This window comes from Zobellella aerophila (assembly GCF_039539325.1).
GTDB classification, from domain to species: Bacteria; Pseudomonadota; Gammaproteobacteria; order Enterobacterales; family Aeromonadaceae; genus Oceanimonas; species Oceanimonas aerophila.
The window spans coordinates 394,135-410,924 of sequence record NZ_BAABCX010000003.1 but is presented as its reverse complement, the minus strand read 5'-3'; the positions used below and the strand labels follow the sequence as shown (position 1 = coordinate 410,924).

Sequence of the window (16,790 nt, the reverse complement as noted above, 5' to 3'; positions counted from 1 at the left end):
CCCAAGCATTACTCACCCGTCCGCCGCTCGTCAGCAAAGTAGCAAGCTACCCTCTGTTACCGCTCGACTTGCATGTGTTAGGCCTGCCGCCAGCGTTCAATCTGAGCCATGATCAAACTCTTCAATTAAAGATTTGATGCTCAATGAATATCTGAATTGCTGCTATTTCTAGTGCACTTCACACAACATTGAAAAACAATATTTTTTGTTTCCCAACATCCTGCGAGTGCCCACACAGTTTGCTTGATAAGTTGTTAAAGAGCGTTGACCTTCAGCAGGTCAGGGCTGCGTATTCTACGCAATCCGTTGTGTTCGTCAAGCAGTGAATGATGTTCTTTTTCTGCTTGTGACCGTGAGCGGCTTGCCCCGTGTCAGTGGATGCGCATTATAGGGAGCCGCGATTTTTGCGCAAGGGCTTTTTTGTGAAAAAAAGCACTTTGGACTGCGTTTGCTTATACTCCAAGCAAAAGCACAGCTTAGCCACAGGGTTATCCACATAAATCATTATCAATGACGTTGTCAGATAGCTAAGAACACCCCCAACGGCACAGTGAAATGATACAGCTTCCCTTCCCGAGTCTAACCCATCCACCCATGGCGGACGATTTTCCAAGCCCATCTTTAAGTCTAGCAGAACTACGGAGAGTCAATACGTATTCCTCTTTTCATTAAACTGCACCCACAGACACAACCCCGGACACAGGGAAACATAGGGAAACGCTGACAACCCATAAAAATGATAGAAAATAAGGATAGCAGCCGAGACGGTCAGAACAGTGCCATCTGCACAATCAGGATATGTTTGGCTGTCTATTGGGAACAGGATGAGCGCAGGAGATTAAAAGAGGAAATAAACGGCAGGAAATAAAAAAGCCGGGACAAGCCCGGCTTTTTGGTACTTATTCTTCAGAAGCTACAGCTTCTCCGGCGTCGATATCACGACCTACCAGCTCAATATAAGCCATAGGGGCGTTATCACCGGCGCGGAAACCACACTTCAGGATGCGGGTGTAGCCACCCGGGCGCTCCTGGTAACGTGGGCCCAGTTCGTTGAACAATTTGCCAACCACTTCGCTGTCGCGGGTGCGGGCAAATGCCAGGCGACGATTAGCAACGCTGTCGCTCTTGGCCAATGTGATCAAAGGTTCAACTACACGACGCAGCTCTTTAGCCTTTGGCAGAGTCGTCTTGATAACTTCATGACGAACCAGGGAGCTGGCCATGTTACGGAACATAGCCTGACGGTGGCTGCTGTTCCGGTTCAGTTGACGACCACTCTTACGATGGCGCATGACCTAATCCTTCCTAACTAAATCTGTAAAACCCGTGACCCGGTTTATTCATCAGCGATGCTGGCAGGCGGCCAGTTCTCCAGGCGCATGCCCAGAGACAAACCACGAGACGCCAACACGTCTTTAATCTCGGTAAGAGATTTTTTACCCAGGTTAGGAGTCTTGAGCAACTCCACCTCAGTACGCTGTACCAGATCACCAATGTAATGGATCGCTTCTGCCTTAAGACAGTTCGCAGAGCGAACGGTCAGTTCCAGATCGTCGACAGGACGCAGCAGGATAGGATCGAACTCAGGCTTGTCTTCTTTCTCTTCCGGCTCGCTGACGTCACGCAGATCGACGAAGGCTTCCAGCTGTTCGGCCATGATAGTGGCTGCACGGCGGATGGCTTCTTCGGGATCCAGGGTGCCGTTGGTCTCCATGTCGATAACCAGCTTATCCAGATCGGTACGCTGTTCAACACGGGCCGCCTCAACATTGTAGGCGATACGAACCACGGGGCTGTAGGCTGCATCCAGCAACAGGCGACCAATCGGACGCTCATCTTCTTCGCTGTGGGCGCGAGCGGCGGCAGGAATATAGCCCCGACCACGCTGCACTTTCAGACGCATGCTGATTTCAGCCTCATCCCCTGTCAGATGACAGATGATGTGCTCTGGGTTAACGATCTCAACGTCATCACCATGGGTGATGTCGCCTGCAGTTACGGGACCTGCACCAGTTTTGGTCAAAGACAGGGTCACTTCGTCCTTGCCTTCCAGCTTGACAGCAATCTCTTTCAGATTAAGCAAGATTTCCAGGATATCTTCCTGGACACCTTCCTTGCTGCTGTACTCATGCAATACACCGTCGAGTTCAACTTCGGTGATGGCACAACCTGGCATGGAAGAAAGCAGAATACGACGCAGCGCATTACCCAATGTATGACCAAAGCCACGCTCCAGTGGCTCGAGAGTCACCTTGGCGTGAGTCGGGCTGATCTGTTCAATATCAACCAGACGCGGCTTAAGAAAATCTGTTACAGAACCCTGCATTGTGTCCTCTCTTAGAAGCAAGCTTTACTTGGAGTAAAGCTCGACGATCAGCTGTTCGTTAATCTCGGCAGACAGGTCGCTACGCTCAGGCAGACGCTTGTAAACGCCTTGCATGTTGGTAGCGTCAACTTCTACCCAAGTCGGCTTTTCACGTTGACCGGAAACCTCAAGAGCGGCTTTGATCCGGGCTTGTTTCTTGGCCTTCTCACGAACGCTGATTACGTCTTCGGGAGAAACTTGGAAGGAAGGAATGTTAACAACCTTACCGTTCACCAGGATAGCCTTGTGGCTGACCAGCTGACGAGACTCGGCGCGGGTGGCACCAAAGCCCATACGGTAGATGACGTTGTCCAGACGACCTTCCAGCAGCTGCAGCAGGTTCTCACCAGTATTGCCTTTCAGGCGCGCAGCTTCTTTGTAGTAGTTGCGGAATTGCTTTTCCAGCACGCCGTAGATACGACGCACTTTTTGCTTTTCACGCAGCTGTACACCGTAGTCAGACAGACGGCCTTTACGGGCGCCATGTTGACCGGGTGCGGTATCAATTTTACATTTTGAATCGATCGCGCGAACGCCTGACTTCAGGAAGAGGTCAGTGCCCTCGCGACGGCTCAGTTTGAGCTTGGGACCCAGATATCTTGCCATGTTCTTTCTCCAACTATCCTACAAGAAGGGTTATACGCGACGCTTCTTGGGAGGACGACAACCGTTGTGCGGGATGGGAGTCACATCGGTGATGTTGGTGATGCGGAAACCCGCAGCATTCAACGCACGGATGGATGACTCACGGCCCGGACCCGGACCTTTCACCATTACTTCCAGGTTCTTAACACCGTATTCCTTGGCAATCTCACCAGCACGCTCGGCAGCTACCTGAGCAGCGAACGGGGTGGACTTACGGGAACCACGGAAACCTGAACCGCCGGCAGTCGCCCAAGACAGAGCATTACCCTGACGATCGGTGATGGTTACTATGGTATTGTTGAAAGACGCATGAACGTGGGCGATACCATCGCTCACCTGCTTTTTGACGCGTTTACGTGTAGTACGAGTCGGGGTTTTAGCCATGATCTACCTTCCCGTTATTTCTTGATCGGTTTACGAGGACCTTTACGCGTACGCGCATTGGTCTTGGTGCGCTGACCACGAACGGGTAGGCTGCGACGATGACGCAGACCTCGGTAACAACCCAGGTCCATCAGACGCTTGAGATTCATGGAGACTTCGCGACGCAGGTCACCTTCAACGGTGAACTTCGCTACTTGCTCACGCAGGGACTCTACCTGAGCTTCATCCAATTCTTTAATTTTCACATCCTCAGCGATACCGGCTGCAGCACAAATGGCTTTAGAGCGGGTACGGCCGACGCCATAAATAGCAGTCAAAGCAATGACGGCATGTTTATGGTCAGGAATGTTAATGCCAGCGATACGGGCCACTATGCACTCCTACAAAATATCAAATAATAAGCCATTACAAAGCCCGTCTAGGATACGTAATGACTATACAGACACCCAACAAAGGTGGCTGGCTACTTTAGCCAGCTCGCCTTTAATTTTCAAGTTAAACCGTAACTTTTTTAGCCCTGACGCTGTTTATGCTTAGGGTCTGAAGAGCAGATCACACGCACCACACCGTGGCGCTTGACGATTTTGCAGTTACGGCAAATTGCCTTAACGGAAGCACGGACTTTCATTGCTTAACTCCGTAAATACTCGAACCTTAGCGGTTGTAGCCCTTCAGGTTCGCTTTTCTCAGGACATCGCCATACTGATGAGACATCATGTGGGTTTGCACCTGAGCCATGAAATCCATGATGACGACCACGATAATCAACAGCGAGGTACCACCAAAATAGAACTGGACGTTCCAGGCTGTCATCAGGAACTGTGGCACCAGACAGATAAAGGTAATGTACAGCGCACCGATCAAGGTCAGGCGAGTCATCACTTTATCGATATAGCGTGCAGTCTGTTCACCCGGACGTATGCCCGGAATGAAAGCGCCACTCTTTTTCAGGTTATCTGCCGTTTCACGCGGGTTGAACACCAGCGCGGTATAGAAGAAACAGAAAAAGATGATAGCGGCTGCATACAACATCACATACAGCGGCTGACCGGGCTGCAGTGTCAATGACAACTCCTGCAGTATGTTGGCAAACCACCCCTCACCCTGACCGAACCAGGAGGCTACGGTACCCGGAAAGAGGATGATGCTGGATGCAAAAATCGCAGGAATAACCCCCGCCATGTTCACTTTCAACGGCAGGTGGGTACTCTGTGCCGCAAAAACCTGGCGACCCTGTTGACGTTTGGCATAGTTCACCACGATGCGGCGCTGGCCACGTTCAACGAAGACCACGAAATAGGTTACTGCAAACACAATCACAGCCAGTAGTAACAGCAACAGAATGTGCAATTCCCCCTGACGCGCCTGCTCTGCCGTGGCACCTATAGCCGATGGCAGACCCGCAACGATACCCGTGAAGATAATCAGCGAGATACCATTGCCGATGCCACGCTCGGTAATTTGCTCACCTAACCACATCAGGAACATGGTGCCGGTGACCAAGCTTACGACCGCCGTAAAATAGAAACCAAAACCCGGGTTAACCACGAGTCCTGACATCATATTCGGCAGGCCGGTTGCAATACCGATGGCCTGGATGGTTCCTAGAACCAGCGTACCATAGCGGGTGTATTGACTGATCTTGCGACGGCCAGATTCACCTTCCTTCTTGAGCTCGGCCAAGGGGGGGTGAACCACAGTCAATAACTGGATGATAATGGACGCAGAAATATACGGCATTATCCCCAGTGCCAATATGGACGCTCGTTCCAAGGCGCCACCACTGAACATGTTAAACATTTCAATGATGGTGCCTTGTTGTTGCTGGAACAAGTCGGCAAGTACGGCGGCGTCAATACCAGGAATAGGCACATAGGAGCCGGCGCGAAACACTAAGATCGCGATCAGAACGAAAAGCAGACGACTCTTCAGTTCACCCAGCCCACCCTGTGCATTTTTTGCTTCTAATCCTGGTTTCTTGGCCATGGTACTTTTTATTCCTCGATTTTTCCGCCAGCGGCTTCGATGGCTGCACGTGCACCTTTGGTGACGCCCAGACCAACCACAGTAACTTGACGGTCAATAGTGCCAGACAGAACCACTTTGGCAAACTGGATGTTCTTGGTGATCAAGCCAGCTTGCTTCAGAGTGTTCAGATCCACCACTTCGCCTTCGACCTTGGCCAGTTCGCTCAGACGAACTTCGGCGCTTACCAACGACTTGCGAGAAGTAAAACCAAACTTCGGCAAACGTTGTTTCAGCGGCATCTGGCCACCTTCGAAACCGTTGCGAACCTTACCGCCTGAACGGGATTTCTGACCCTTGTGGCCGCGACCACCGGTTTTACCCAGACCAGAACCGATACCGCGACCTACACGCTTGGCAGACGGCTTGGAGCCGGGTGCCGGAGACAGAGTATTCAAACGCATGCGATTACTCCTCAACCTTAACCATGTAGTAAACCTTATTGATCATGCCGCGTACACAAGCTGTATCTTCCAGCTCGACGGTGTGACCAATGCGACGCAGACCGAGGCCAAGCAGCGTTGCCTTATGCTTAGGCAGACGACCGATGGAGCTACGAGTCTGAGTTACTTTTACAGTCTTGTTAGCCATGGCGCATTACCCCAGTATTTCGTCAACGCGCAGACCACGCTTGGCAGCGACTTGCTCAGGCGACTTCATATGAGCCAGAGCGTCGATGGTAGCGCGAACTACGTTGTTCGGGTTGGTAGAACCGTAAGTCTTGGCCAGTACGTTATGTACACCAGCGACTTCCAGTACGGCGCGCATGGCGCCACCGGCGATGATACCGGTACCTTCGGATGCAGGCTGCATATAGACGTTTGAACCAGAGTGACGACCCTTGACCGGATGGAACAGGGTGCCGTTGTTCAGACCAACTGTACGCATGTTACGACGAGCCTGTTCCATTGCCTTTTGAATGGCAGCAGGAACTTCACGGGCTTTACCGTAACCGAAACCAATACGACCGTTACCATCACCTACCACAGTCAGTGCTGTGAAGGAGAAGATACGACCACCTTTAACAACTTTTGATACACGGTTAACTGCAATGAGCTTTTCTTGCAGTTCACCGGCTTGAGCTTCGATTTTTGCCATTTTCGACTCCACCCTTAGAACTGAAGACCAGCGTCACGAGCAGCGGCTGCCAGAGCGGCAACGCGACCGTGATATTGGAAACCGGAACGGTCAAAGGCGACATTGGTTACGCCGTTGGCCAGTGCACGCTCGGCGATGGCTTTACCAACAACCGCGGCGGCATCAATGTTACCGGTATATTTCACCTGTTCGCGAATTGACTTTTCCACGGTAGACGCGGAAGCCAGAACGGCTGAACTGTTCGGTGCAATAACCTGTGCATAGATGTGGCGCGGAGTACGGTGAACCACCAGGCGAGTCGCACCCAGTTCCAGCATCTTTTTGCGTGCTTTCGTAGCACGGCGGATACGAGCTGCTTTTTTGTCCATAGTGTTACCTTACTTCTTCTTAGCCTCTTTACTGCGGACCTGCTCGCCGAAATAGCGAACACCCTTGCCTTTGTAAGGCTCTGGCTTGCGGTACGCACGAATATTGGCAGCTACCTGACCAATCAGCTGTTTGTCGGCAGACTTGAGAACGATCTCGGTCTGGGAAGGACATTCAGCAGATACGCCTTCAGGCAGTGCATGCTCAACCGGGTGAGAGAAACCCAGAGACAAGGCAATAGCATTGCCTTTAATCTGGGCACGATAACCTACACCAACCAGCTGCAGCTTGCGTTCGAAGCCTTGGGTAACACCGACTACCATGTTGTTGACCAGGGCACGGGCAGTGCCGGACTGGGCATTGGCGCCATCCATGTTTTCACGTGGGGCGAACTTCAACAGGTTGTCTTCCTGGCTGATTTCAACAGCAGCATTGATGGTACGATTCAGAGTACCCTTGCCACCCTTGATGGTGATTTCCTGACCGTTCAACGTCACTTCTACGCCGGCAGGAATTTCGATAGGTGCCTTAGCAACGCGAGACATATCCTACTCCTTAAGCTACGTAGCAGATGATCTCACCGCCCATACCGGCTTTACGCGCGGCACGCTCGGTCATCACACCTTTAGACGTGGAAACGATAGCTACACCCATACCAGCCATAACTTTCGGCAGTTCGTCGCGTTTCTTATAGATACGCAGACCAGGGCGGCTGACGCGCTGGATCATTTCAACCACAGGCTCGCCTTGGAAGTACTTGAGAGTCACTTCCAGTTCAGCCTTGGTTTCACCAGAGACATTAAAGTCAGTAATGTAACCTTCTTCTTTCAGTACTTTGGCAATGGCCACTTTGACTTTGGAAGAAGGCATGGTGACAGCAACTTTGTTGGCTGCCTGACCGTTGCGGATGCGGGTCAGCATATCCGCGATCGGATCTTGCATGCTCATTGTGTATTACTCCCGTGTTCGCTTACCAAGAAGCCTTCTTCAGGCCAGGAATTTCACCCTTCATCATCAGTTCGCGCACCTTGATGCGGCTCAGACCGAACTTCCGCAGGAAACCATGCGGGCGGCCAGTGATGTTACAGCGGTTACGCTGACGAGAGGGGCTTGCGTCACGGGGCAGTTGCTGCAGTTTCAAAACCGCATCCCAACGTGCTTCATCGGAAGTTTTCACGTCAGAAATGATGTCTTTCAGTGCTTGACGCTTTACAGCGTACTGCTTAGCCAGCTTTTCACGCTTGACTTCGCGAGCTTTCATTGATTGTTTTGCCATAACCCTACACCTTACTTACGGAATGGGAAGTCAAAGGCAGCCAGCAGAGCACGGCCTTCCTCATCGGACTTGGCAGTAGTGGTGATGGTAATATCCATACCACGTACACGATCTACCTTGTCATAATCGATTTCGGGGAAGATGATCTGCTCACGAACGCCCATAGAGTAGTTACCACGACCATCGAACGACTTAGGGTTCAGGCCACGGAAGTCACGGATACGGGGGATAGAGATGCAAATCAAGCGCTCCAGGAACTCCCACATACGCTCGCCGCGCAGAGTTACTTTACAACCAATGGGGTAGCCTTCACGGATCTTGAAGCCAGCAACGGATTTACGAGCCAGGGTGATCAATGGCTTTTGGCCGGAAATGGCAGCCATATCGGCAGCGGCATTATCCAGGATCTTTTTATCAGCCAGAGCTTCACCCACACCCATGTTCAGGGTGATTTTCTCAATCCGAGGGACTTGCATGATAGTCTTGTACCCGAACTGGCTAGTCAGTTCTTTTACTACATTTTCGTTGTAGTAATCATGCAGTTTCGCCATCGTATAAACTCCAATTACTTCACAAGTTCGCCGGTGGATTTGAAGAAACGCGCTTTTTTGCCGTCTTCAATCCGGAAACCAACGCGATCAGCCTTGCCGGAGGCAGGGTTGAACAGCGCAACGTTAGACACGTCGAGAGGTGCTTCTTGGTCGATGATGCCACCGGGCTGGTTCAGCTGAGGAACCGGCTTCTGGTGTTTCTTGACCAGGTTGATACCTGCGACGATTACTTTACCTTCGCTGACCAGGACTTTGGTGACGGTGCCACGCTTGCCCTTGTCTTTGCCGGTAAGAATGATGACTTCGTCATCGCGACGGATTTTTGCTGCCATCGTTTGACTCCTTACAGTACTTCAGGTGCCAGTGAAACAATCTTCATAAACTTCTCATTACGAAGTTCACGCGTCACCGGGCCAAAGATACGAGTACCGATCGGCTGTTGATTGTTATTCAAAATCACGGCCGCATTACGGTCGAAACGGATGACAGAGCCGTCCGGACGACGAACGCCTTTACGAGTGCGTACGACCACCGCGTTCATTACATCACCTTTTTTAACCTTACCGCGCGGAATTGCTTCCTTGACGGTAACTTTGATGATGTCGCCGATGCCGGCGTAGCGGCGGTGCGAACCACCCAGGACCTTAATACACATTACGCTACGCGCACCGGAATTGTCGGCCACGTCCAGCATACTTTGCATTTGGATCATGTTAGTGCTCCGCTAAAGTGACTACTTTAAAACCCTTTCGGGACATTGGCTGCCATTGAAGGCGCGGCATTATAGCACCGCCAATATGGAAAAGGTAGGGTAAAAAACAAACGGCCCATCGCTGGGCCGTTTGACCGGGTAAGTATATCAGAGATCGTCAGGCTTTAACCGGACGCTCAATGATTTTTACCAGGGTCCAGGACTTGGTCTTGGACATGGGACGACATTCGCGAATAGTCACGACGTCGCCGGTTTGGCATTCATTGCTCTCGTCATGAACGTGCAGCTTGGTAGTACGCTTGATGTACTTCCCGTAGATCGGGTGTTTCACGAAGCGGTTGATAGCGACGGTGATGGACTTGTCCATCTTGTCGCTCACTACACGGCCCTGCAGAGTACGAACGGTATTTTCGCTCATCTTACGCACCTGCCTTTTGGTTCAGAACAGTCTTAACACGCGCGATGTCGCGACGTACATTTTTGAGGTTGTGGGTCTGAGCCAGCTGGCCGGTGCTTGCCTGGATGCGCAGGTTAAATTGCTCACGCAGCAGGCCCAGCAGTTCCTGGTTCAGTTCTTCAACACTCTTTTCACGCAGATCTTGTGCTTTCATCACATCACCGTCCGAGTTACGAAAGTGGTCCTAACCGGCAGCTTGGCAGCCGCCAGTGCAAAGGCTTCGCGAGCCAGTGACTCAGGTACACCGTCCATCTCATACAGGACACGACCCGGCTGGATCTGGGCAACCCAATATTCCACGTTACCCTTACCTTTACCCATACGTACTTCGAGGGGCTTTTCGGTAATGGGCTTGTCCGGGAAAATACGGATCCAGATTTTGCCTTGACGTTTAACGTGACGAGTCATCGCACGACGTGCTGCTTCGATCTGACGAGCAGTGATACGTCCACGAGTGGTCGCCTTCAGACCAAAGGAACCAAAAGAAATCTGGTTGCCTGAGGTCGCCACACCGCGGTTACGGCCTTTGTGGACTTTACGGAATTTCGTACGCTTTGGTTGCAACATGTCCGAGTCTCCTTACTTACCGCGGCCTTTGCGCTTGGGCTTGGACGGGGCTTGCGGCTCTTGAGCAACGGCTTGCAGGCCGCCCAGAACTTCACCCTTAAAGATCCAAACCTTTACGCCAATGATGCCGTAAGTGGTAGATGCTTCAGAAGTTGCATAGTCGATATCGGCACGCAGGGTGTGCAGAGGCACACGACCTTCGCGGTACCATTCGGTACGCGCGATTTCAGCGCCGCCAAGACGACCGCTCACTTCCACCTTGATGCCTTTTGCGCCGATACGCATGGCGTTCTGAACCGCGCGCTTCATGGCACGACGGAACATCACACGACGCTCCAGCTGAGAAGCGATAGAATCCGCCACCAGTTGGCCGTCCAGCTCAGGCTTACGCACTTCGGAAATGTTGATCTGGGCAGGCACGCCAGCCAGGTTGGCTACATGCTTGCGCAGTTTTTCAACGTCTTCGCCTTTCTTACCGATAACCACGCCGGGACGAGCGGTGTGAATAGTCACACGGATGCTCTTCGCCGGACGCTCGATCACGATCCGAGAAACGGAGGCGTTTTTCAGTTCCTTACTCAGGTACTGACGTACTTGAAAATCGCTGTGCAGGTTGTCAGCGAAGTCCTTGGTATTCGCAAACCAGGTCGAGTTAAAAGGCTTGGTGATCCCTAAGCGAATACCATTCGGGTGTACTTTCTGGCCCATTGCTTATCTCCTAGCCTCTTAGCGGTCGGACACAACCACAGTAATGTGGCTGGTACGCTTCATGATACGGTCCGCGCGGCCCTTGGCACGTGGACGAATACGCTTCATGGTGGGACCTTCATCAACGAAGATCTTAGCCACTTTCAGCTCATCGATATCCGCACCTTCATTGTGCTCGGCATTGGCAATGGCAGATTCCAGTACTTTCTTCACCAGAACGGCAGCCTTTTTCGGGCTGAAAGCCAGGACATTCAGTGCCTTGTCTACGGTCAGACCACGGACTTGATCGGCTACCAGGCGCGCCTTCTGGGCAGAAGTACGAGCAAAGCGGTGTTTAGCTATAGCTTCCATCTTTTACCCCTTAACGCTTCTTGGCCTTCTTATCAGCGGCATGGCCGCGATAAGTACGAGTCGGTGCAAATTCACCCAGCTTGTGCCCGATCATTTCATCGGAAACGTAGACAGGTACGTGCTGACGACCATTATGGACAGCGATGGTCAAACCGATCATATCGGGAATGATCATTGAACGACGGGACCAAGTCTTAATTGGCTTTTTATCCCCGCTTTCCACCGCTTTCTCTACCTTCTTCAGCAAGTGCAGGTCGATAAACGGCCCTTTCTTGAGAGAACGTGGCATGGTGATACCTCTAAAAAACTATTACTTGTTACGGTTACGTACCACGAACTTGTCGGTACGCTTGTTTTTACGGGTTTTGGCGCCCTTGGTCGGCTTGCCCCAAGGCGTAACCGGGTGACGGCCACCTGAGGTACGACCTTCACCACCACCGTGCGGGTGGTCTACCGGGTTCATCGCCACACCGCGAACGGTAGGACGAACACCACGCCAGCGCTGAGCACCGGCTTTACCCAGTTGACGCAGCATGTGCTCGGCGTTGCCCACTTCACCCAGGGTAGCGCGACACTCGGCCAGTACTTTACGTACTTCACCGGAACGCAGACGCAGGGTGACATAGGTGCCTTCACGCGCCAGGATCTGGGCGGAAGTACCGGCGGAGCGAGCGATCTGCGCGCCCTTGCCCGGCTTCATCTCGATGGCATGCACAGTGCTACCAACGGGGATGTTGCGCATCGGCAGGCAGTTACCGGCCTTGATCGGGGCAGCATCACCGGATACCAGCTGATCGCCGGCATGAACACCTTTCGGCGCCAGGATGTAGCGACGTTCGCCGTCTGCGTACAGTACCAGGGCGATGTTGGCGGAGCGGTTAGGATCATACTCCAGACGCTCTACCTTGGCCGGGATACCGTCTTTATCACGCTTGAAGTCAACGATACGGTAGTGCTGCTTGTGACCACCACCGATATGACGGGTGGTGATACGGCCAGCGTTGTTACGACCACCAGACTTGGACTTTTTGTCCAGCAGGGCGGCGAACGGCTTGCCTTTGTACAGCTCCGGGTTGGTTACCTTAACAACATGACGGCGACCCGGAGAAGTAGGCTTACATTTTACGATTGCCATTATAGATTACTCCTCTCTTACTCGGCGCCGCCGATGAAGTCGATATCCTGACCTTCTTTCAGGGTCACGTAGGCTTTTTTCCAGTCGGAACGCTGGCCCATACGGTTACCTGTACGCTTGGTCTTACCCTTAACAAGCAGGGTGCGAACATCTTTAACTTCGACTTCGAACAGCTTCTCGACCGCGGCTTTTACTTCTGCCTTGGTAGCATCAGTGGCAACCTTGAACACGATAGTGTTGGTTTTTTCGGCAACCATGGTGCTTTTTTCAGAGATATGCGGCGCCTTCAGAACTTTCAGAATACGCTCTTCACGGATCATGCCAGCATCTCCTCGATTTGCTTAACTGCGTCGGCAGTTACCAATACCTTGTCGAACGCGATCAGTGAAACCGGGTCGATACCAGCCACGTCACGCACGTCAACCTTGTACAGGTTACGGGCGGCCAGGAACAGGTTCTCGTCCACTTCGGAAGTCACGATCAGCACATCGCTCAGTTCCCACTGCTTCAGCTTGGCAACCAGCTCTTTGGTCTTAGGCGTTTCAACAGCGAATTTCTCAGCAACGATCAGGCGCTCTTGACGTACCAGCTCAGAGAGGATGCTCTTGATGGCACCACGGTACATCTTCTTGTTGACCTTCTGGCTATGATCCTGCGGCTTAGCTGCAAAAGTCACACCACCAGAACGCCAGATCGGAGAGCGGATGGTACCGGCACGGGCCCGGCCAGTGCCCTTTTGACGCCACGGTTTCTTACCGCCGCCAGACACTTCAGAACGGGTCTTCTGAGCACGAGTACCTTGACGAGCGCCGGCTGCATAGGCCACAACGACCTGATGAACCAACGCTTCGTTGAACTCACGCCCGAAGGTAGTTTCGGAAACTTCAAGAGCGCCTTGCGCGTCTTTCATTACCAATTCCATTACTATCTCCTCAGACGTTACGCTTTAACGGCAGGTTTAACGATGACGTTGCCGTTAGTCGCACCCGGGACTGCACCTTTGATGAGCAGCAGGTTGCGATCAACATCAACGCGGACCACTTCCAGGTTTTGCGTGGTTACACGCTCAGCACCCATGTGACCGGCCATTTTCTTGCCTTTAAACACGCGACCCGGGGTCTGGTTCTGACCGATAGAACCCAGTACGCGGTGAGACAAGGAGTTACCGTGGGTGGCATCCTGAGTCCGGAAGTTCCAGCGCTTAACGCCGCCAGCGAAACCTTTACCTTTAGAAGTACCGGTAACGTCTACTTTCTTGACATCGGTGAAGATGTCTACTTTCAGCTCGGCACCGACTTCGATACCTTCGCCTTCGCCTGAACCCAAGCGGAATTCCCACAGTCCACGACCCGCTTCCACACCGGCTTTAGCGAAGTGACCCGCTTCCGGCTTGGTGATACGAGTAGCTTTCTTGGTGCCAGTGGTCACCTGAACGGCTTGATAGCCGTCCTTTTCCAGTGTTTTCACCTGGGTAACACGGTTGGCATCTACTTCGATAACGGTGACCGGGATGGACACGCCGTCTTCGGTGAAGACACGGGTCATACCCAGCTTACGACCTACTAGACCGATTGCCATTGATAAAACCTCTTTCCGTTATTAGCCCAGGCTGATCTGGACGTCGACGCCAGCAGCCAGATCCAGTCGCATCAGAGCATCAACTGTTTTATCAGTCGGCTCAACGATGTCTACCAGACGCTTGTGAGTACGAATTTCATACTGATCACGCGCATCTTTGTTCACGTGTGGAGAAATCAGTACGGTGTAACGCTCTTTGCGCGTCGGCAGCGGAATCGGGCCGCGAACCTGGGCGCCAGTGCGCTTGGCAGTTTCTACGATCTCCGCAGTAGACTGGTCGATCAGACGGTGATCGAACGCCTTCAGGCGGATACGAATTCTTTGGTTCTGCATTACCAGAGCTCCAATTGGATAAAGAACATAAAACCATCACCGCCTGCTCTTCTATTAAAAAGAGGGGGTGTGATTTAATAACGGTGCCCACCATATCGGGGGCCTGTAAAGAGCCAGGAGCTACCTGACGTGAGCCTCTCGGCTCGCCTGATGATAAACCAAGCGAGCCGCATTATACCTATCTGGCCCTAGCTTGCAAGCCGGCAGTGTTATTTTTAGGCGACTTTCGCCTTGCCGATCAAGCCGGCCTTGCCTTTCAGTACTACTTCCAGTGCCACTTCGTCGCAGGCATGCTGGCGGGGGCAAAGATCACAGTCTTTCATTACCTTCTCGGGCAGCAGTGTCTTACTGGTGGCGCTGAAGCCCAGCTTCATGAAGAATTCCGGCACCCGGGTCAGCACTATCACCCGATCGATGGCCATGTCTTCGGCTTTTTTGAGGACCTTCTCGACCAGGGCCCTGCCCTGCCCCTGGCTCTGGAAGCCGGGTTCCACGCCCAGGGAGCGGATTTCGGCTAGGCCGGTATCGTACACATAGAGGGAGGCGCAGCCGGTGATCTGGCCCTGGGTTTCGGCAACGGCAAACTCACCCACGGACTTCACCAGTTCCTTGCGGGTGCGCGGCAGGTTTTCACCGATATTCGCCCAGTAGTTCACCATCCGCTCGATGGCATCCAGATCGGTCAGGCGGGCGCCGCGCACATGGATACCCGAGGTATCGCGCTGCGTGAGCCGGCGCTCGGCGCTGGTCAGGGCAAACTCGACCTGTTCCGGCGCCACCCCGCCCAGGGCGCAACGGCTGGCCAGGCTGGACTCCAGCGACAGCTTGCCGTAGACATCATCGCCGATCAGCGGACTGAACTGCTTGAAATCCTCCATCGGCAGCGCTTCCATCGGCAGTTTCTTCGCAATGGCATGCACTACTATGGCACCGACGATATGGTGCGCCTCGCGGAAGGGAATACCCTTGGATACCAGGTAATCGGCCATCTCGGTGGCATTGGAATAACCGCCCTGGGCCGCCTCACGGGTTTTCTCTTCGTTGACCTTGATGTCGTGCAACACCATTTCGGCCATTTCCAGACAGTCATACCAGGAATCCAGGGCATCGAACAGGCCTTCCTTGTCTTCCTGCATGTCCTTGTTATAGGCCAGCGGCAGTGCCTTCAGGGTCATCATCATGCCCGCATAGGCACCAAACACCCGGCCGCACTTGCCGCGGATCAGCTCCAGCGCATCCGGGTTCTTTTTCTGGGGCATCAGCGAGGAGCCGGAGGTGACCCGGTCCGACAGTTCGAGGAAGCCGGACTCGCCCGAATTATAGAAGATCAGATCTTCGGCGAAACGCGACAGGTGCATCATGGAATTGGTGGCGCAGTTCATCAGTTCCAGCACATGGTCCCGGTCGGAGACAGAATCCAGGCTGTTGCGGGTCGGCGAGGAAAAGCCCAGGGAGTGGGCCAGCTCGTGCCGGTCGATGGGGAAGCCGGTACCGGCCAGGGCGCCGGAACCCAGCGGGCAGGTATCCATCCGCTTGTAGGCGTCCTGCAGCCGGGTGAAGTCCCGCTCCAGCATCTCCACATAGGCCAGGCACCAGTGGGCGAAGGTCACCGGCTGGGCCCGCTGCAAATGGGTATAGCCGGGCAGCACAGTGCTTTGCTGCTGACGCGCCACGGTGACCAGCTGTTTCTGCATGGCATCCAGTTTGGCCAACAGCGGCGGCACCTGTTGCTTGCACCACAGCTTGAGATCGGTCGCCACCTGATCATTACGGCTGCGGCCGGTATGTAATTTTTTACCCAGGTCACCGACCGCCGCGATCAGCTGGCCTTCAACCCAGGAGTGAATATCTTCGGCGTCGGAATGGAGGATCTGACTGGGATCTTCCATGACCTTGAGTTTCAGGTCGTTGAGCGCCAGTTCGATTTTCTGTTGCTCATCGGCACTGAGTACACCGCCCTTGGCCAAGGCCCGGGACCAGGCGATGGAGCCGACGATGTCCTGCTCCGCCAGACGATAATCGAAACGCAAAGAATCATTAAACTGCTTGAACTTGGCATCTGCCGCCTGGCTGAAACGCCCACCCCAAAGTGCCATAACCTTTTTACTCCTTGACGACATTACTGAATTTGGCCCTGTGACGACTGCACAGGTGATAGACCGGCTGGTCGAATCATTCGACCCTACGGCTGCATATGCAGAGTAGCGCCATTATATAAACACGCAGGGCATAACACCTA

At 53.2% G+C, this 16,790-nt stretch carries 29 protein-coding genes and 1 rRNA gene; all 30 read right to left on the bottom strand.

Annotation, left to right across the window (positions count from 1 at the left end; translation table 11 throughout):
* Positions 1-128, bottom strand: a 16S ribosomal RNA gene (locus tag ABD806_RS13570); the annotation flags it as partial.
* Between the two features lie 771 nt (positions 129-899).
* Entirely contained in the window at positions 900-1,292 is a 393-nt protein-coding gene (rplQ, locus tag ABD806_RS13565) for a 50S ribosomal protein L17 (RefSeq protein WP_071473708.1), read from the bottom strand.
* 44 nt (positions 1,293-1,336) lie between these two features.
* Complete coding sequence (locus ABD806_RS13560) at positions 1,337-2,326, bottom strand: DNA-directed RNA polymerase subunit alpha (RefSeq protein ID WP_344958871.1); 990 nt, start codon at positions 2,324-2,326, stop codon at positions 1,337-1,339.
* 24 nt (positions 2,327-2,350) lie between these two features.
* Complete coding sequence (rpsD, locus tag ABD806_RS13555) at positions 2,351-2,971, bottom strand: 30S ribosomal protein S4 (protein ID WP_344958869.1); 621 nt, start codon at positions 2,969-2,971, stop codon at positions 2,351-2,353.
* Between the two features lie 30 nt (positions 2,972-3,001).
* Entirely contained in the window at positions 3,002-3,394 is a 393-nt protein-coding gene (rpsK, locus tag ABD806_RS13550) for a 30S ribosomal protein S11 (RefSeq protein ID WP_116475008.1), read from the bottom strand.
* A 14-nt stretch (positions 3,395-3,408) separates the two neighbouring features.
* Positions 3,409-3,765 (bottom strand): 30S ribosomal protein S13, encoded by a 357-nt coding sequence (gene rpsM / locus ABD806_RS13545; protein ID WP_344958866.1) that lies wholly within the window; start codon positions 3,763-3,765, stop codon positions 3,409-3,411.
* A gap of 140 nt (positions 3,766-3,905) precedes the next feature.
* Positions 3,906-4,022 (bottom strand): 50S ribosomal protein L36, encoded by a 117-nt coding sequence (rpmJ, locus tag ABD806_RS13540; protein WP_116475006.1) that lies wholly within the window; start codon positions 4,020-4,022, stop codon positions 3,906-3,908.
* Positions 4,023-4,048: 26 nt separating this feature from the next.
* Positions 4,049-5,380, bottom strand: coding sequence for a preprotein translocase subunit SecY (secY, locus tag ABD806_RS13535; protein ID WP_344958863.1), 1,332 nt, complete (start codon positions 5,378-5,380; stop codon positions 4,049-4,051).
* An 8-nt stretch (positions 5,381-5,388) separates the two neighbouring features.
* Complete coding sequence (gene rplO / locus ABD806_RS13530; protein WP_344958861.1) at positions 5,389-5,823, bottom strand: 50S ribosomal protein L15; 435 nt, start codon at positions 5,821-5,823, stop codon at positions 5,389-5,391.
* A 4-nt stretch (positions 5,824-5,827) separates the two neighbouring features.
* The gene (gene rpmD, locus ABD806_RS13525) at positions 5,828-6,010 is read right to left on the bottom strand and encodes a 50S ribosomal protein L30 (RefSeq protein ID WP_344958859.1); all 183 of its coding nucleotides are present in this window, start codon (positions 6,008-6,010) and stop codon (positions 5,828-5,830) included.
* A gap of 6 nt (positions 6,011-6,016) precedes the next feature.
* A complete protein-coding gene (rpsE, locus tag ABD806_RS13520) occupies positions 6,017-6,517 on the bottom strand; it encodes a 30S ribosomal protein S5 (protein WP_116475003.1) in 501 nt (166 codons plus the stop codon).
* Between the two features lie 14 nt (positions 6,518-6,531).
* A complete protein-coding gene (gene rplR / locus ABD806_RS13515) occupies positions 6,532-6,885 on the bottom strand; it encodes a 50S ribosomal protein L18 (protein WP_344958857.1) in 354 nt (117 codons plus the stop codon).
* Positions 6,886-6,894: 9 nt separating this feature from the next.
* On the bottom strand, positions 6,895-7,428 hold the full coding sequence (gene rplF / locus ABD806_RS13510; RefSeq protein ID WP_344958854.1) for a 50S ribosomal protein L6: 534 nt from the start codon (positions 7,426-7,428) through the stop codon (positions 6,895-6,897).
* Between the two features lie 10 nt (positions 7,429-7,438).
* On the bottom strand, positions 7,439-7,831 hold the full coding sequence (rpsH, locus tag ABD806_RS13505; protein ID WP_116475000.1) for a 30S ribosomal protein S8: 393 nt from the start codon (positions 7,829-7,831) through the stop codon (positions 7,439-7,441).
* Between the two features lie 22 nt (positions 7,832-7,853).
* Positions 7,854-8,159, bottom strand: a complete 306-nt coding sequence (rpsN, locus tag ABD806_RS13500) for a 30S ribosomal protein S14 (protein WP_344958851.1) — start codon at positions 8,157-8,159, stop codon at positions 7,854-7,856.
* Positions 8,160-8,170: 11 nt separating this feature from the next.
* Complete coding sequence (rplE, locus tag ABD806_RS13495) at positions 8,171-8,710, bottom strand: 50S ribosomal protein L5 (RefSeq protein ID WP_344958849.1); 540 nt, start codon at positions 8,708-8,710, stop codon at positions 8,171-8,173.
* A 14-nt stretch (positions 8,711-8,724) separates the two neighbouring features.
* Positions 8,725-9,042 carry a 50S ribosomal protein L24 gene (gene rplX, locus ABD806_RS13490; RefSeq protein ID WP_344958847.1) on the bottom strand — a complete coding sequence of 106 codons (318 nt, stop codon included), beginning with the start codon at positions 9,040-9,042 and terminating at the stop codon, positions 8,725-8,727.
* An 11-nt stretch (positions 9,043-9,053) separates the two neighbouring features.
* The gene (rplN, locus tag ABD806_RS13485; protein ID WP_071473721.1) at positions 9,054-9,422 is read right to left on the bottom strand and encodes a 50S ribosomal protein L14; all 369 of its coding nucleotides are present in this window, start codon (positions 9,420-9,422) and stop codon (positions 9,054-9,056) included.
* Positions 9,423-9,579: 157 nt separating this feature from the next.
* Positions 9,580-9,840, bottom strand: a complete 261-nt coding sequence (gene rpsQ, locus ABD806_RS13480; protein ID WP_344958842.1) for a 30S ribosomal protein S17 — start codon at positions 9,838-9,840, stop codon at positions 9,580-9,582.
* Position 9,841: 1 nt separating this feature from the next.
* The gene (rpmC, locus tag ABD806_RS13475) at positions 9,842-10,033 is read right to left on the bottom strand and encodes a 50S ribosomal protein L29 (protein ID WP_116474995.1); all 192 of its coding nucleotides are present in this window, start codon (positions 10,031-10,033) and stop codon (positions 9,842-9,844) included.
* The gene (gene rplP / locus ABD806_RS13470; RefSeq protein WP_094039356.1) at positions 10,033-10,446 is read right to left on the bottom strand and encodes a 50S ribosomal protein L16; all 414 of its coding nucleotides are present in this window, start codon (positions 10,444-10,446) and stop codon (positions 10,033-10,035) included. Before rplP ends, rpmC begins: the two co-directional genes overlap by 1 nt.
* Before the next feature lie 12 nt (positions 10,447-10,458).
* A complete protein-coding gene (gene rpsC, locus ABD806_RS13465) occupies positions 10,459-11,154 on the bottom strand; it encodes a 30S ribosomal protein S3 (protein ID WP_344958838.1) in 696 nt (231 codons plus the stop codon).
* Positions 11,155-11,172: 18 nt separating this feature from the next.
* A complete protein-coding gene (gene rplV / locus ABD806_RS13460) occupies positions 11,173-11,505 on the bottom strand; it encodes a 50S ribosomal protein L22 (protein WP_116474992.1) in 333 nt (110 codons plus the stop codon).
* A gap of 10 nt (positions 11,506-11,515) precedes the next feature.
* The gene (rpsS, locus tag ABD806_RS13455) at positions 11,516-11,794 is read right to left on the bottom strand and encodes a 30S ribosomal protein S19 (RefSeq protein ID WP_116474991.1); all 279 of its coding nucleotides are present in this window, start codon (positions 11,792-11,794) and stop codon (positions 11,516-11,518) included.
* A 21-nt stretch (positions 11,795-11,815) separates the two neighbouring features.
* On the bottom strand, positions 11,816-12,640 hold the full coding sequence (rplB, locus tag ABD806_RS13450) for a 50S ribosomal protein L2 (protein ID WP_344958832.1): 825 nt from the start codon (positions 12,638-12,640) through the stop codon (positions 11,816-11,818).
* 17 nt (positions 12,641-12,657) lie between these two features.
* Complete coding sequence (gene rplW, locus ABD806_RS13445; RefSeq protein ID WP_425583133.1) at positions 12,658-12,960, bottom strand: 50S ribosomal protein L23; 303 nt, start codon at positions 12,958-12,960, stop codon at positions 12,658-12,660.
* Positions 12,957-13,562: a 50S ribosomal protein L4 gene (gene rplD, locus ABD806_RS13440; protein ID WP_344958829.1), complete on the bottom strand. Its 606-nt coding sequence runs from the start codon at positions 13,560-13,562 to the stop codon at positions 12,957-12,959. The genes rplW and rplD overlap by 4 nt, the downstream gene beginning before the upstream one ends.
* Positions 13,563-13,579: 17 nt before the next feature.
* Positions 13,580-14,218 (bottom strand): 50S ribosomal protein L3, encoded by a 639-nt coding sequence (gene rplC, locus ABD806_RS13435; RefSeq protein ID WP_344958827.1) that lies wholly within the window; start codon positions 14,216-14,218, stop codon positions 13,580-13,582.
* 21 nt (positions 14,219-14,239) lie between these two features.
* Positions 14,240-14,551, bottom strand: a complete 312-nt coding sequence (gene rpsJ / locus ABD806_RS13430) for a 30S ribosomal protein S10 (RefSeq protein ID WP_013343788.1) — start codon at positions 14,549-14,551, stop codon at positions 14,240-14,242.
* A 215-nt stretch (positions 14,552-14,766) separates the two neighbouring features.
* A complete protein-coding gene (gene argH / locus ABD806_RS13425) occupies positions 14,767-16,647 on the bottom strand; it encodes an argininosuccinate lyase (RefSeq protein ID WP_344958824.1) in 1,881 nt (626 codons plus the stop codon).
* Positions 16,648-16,790: the final 143 nt, after the last annotated feature.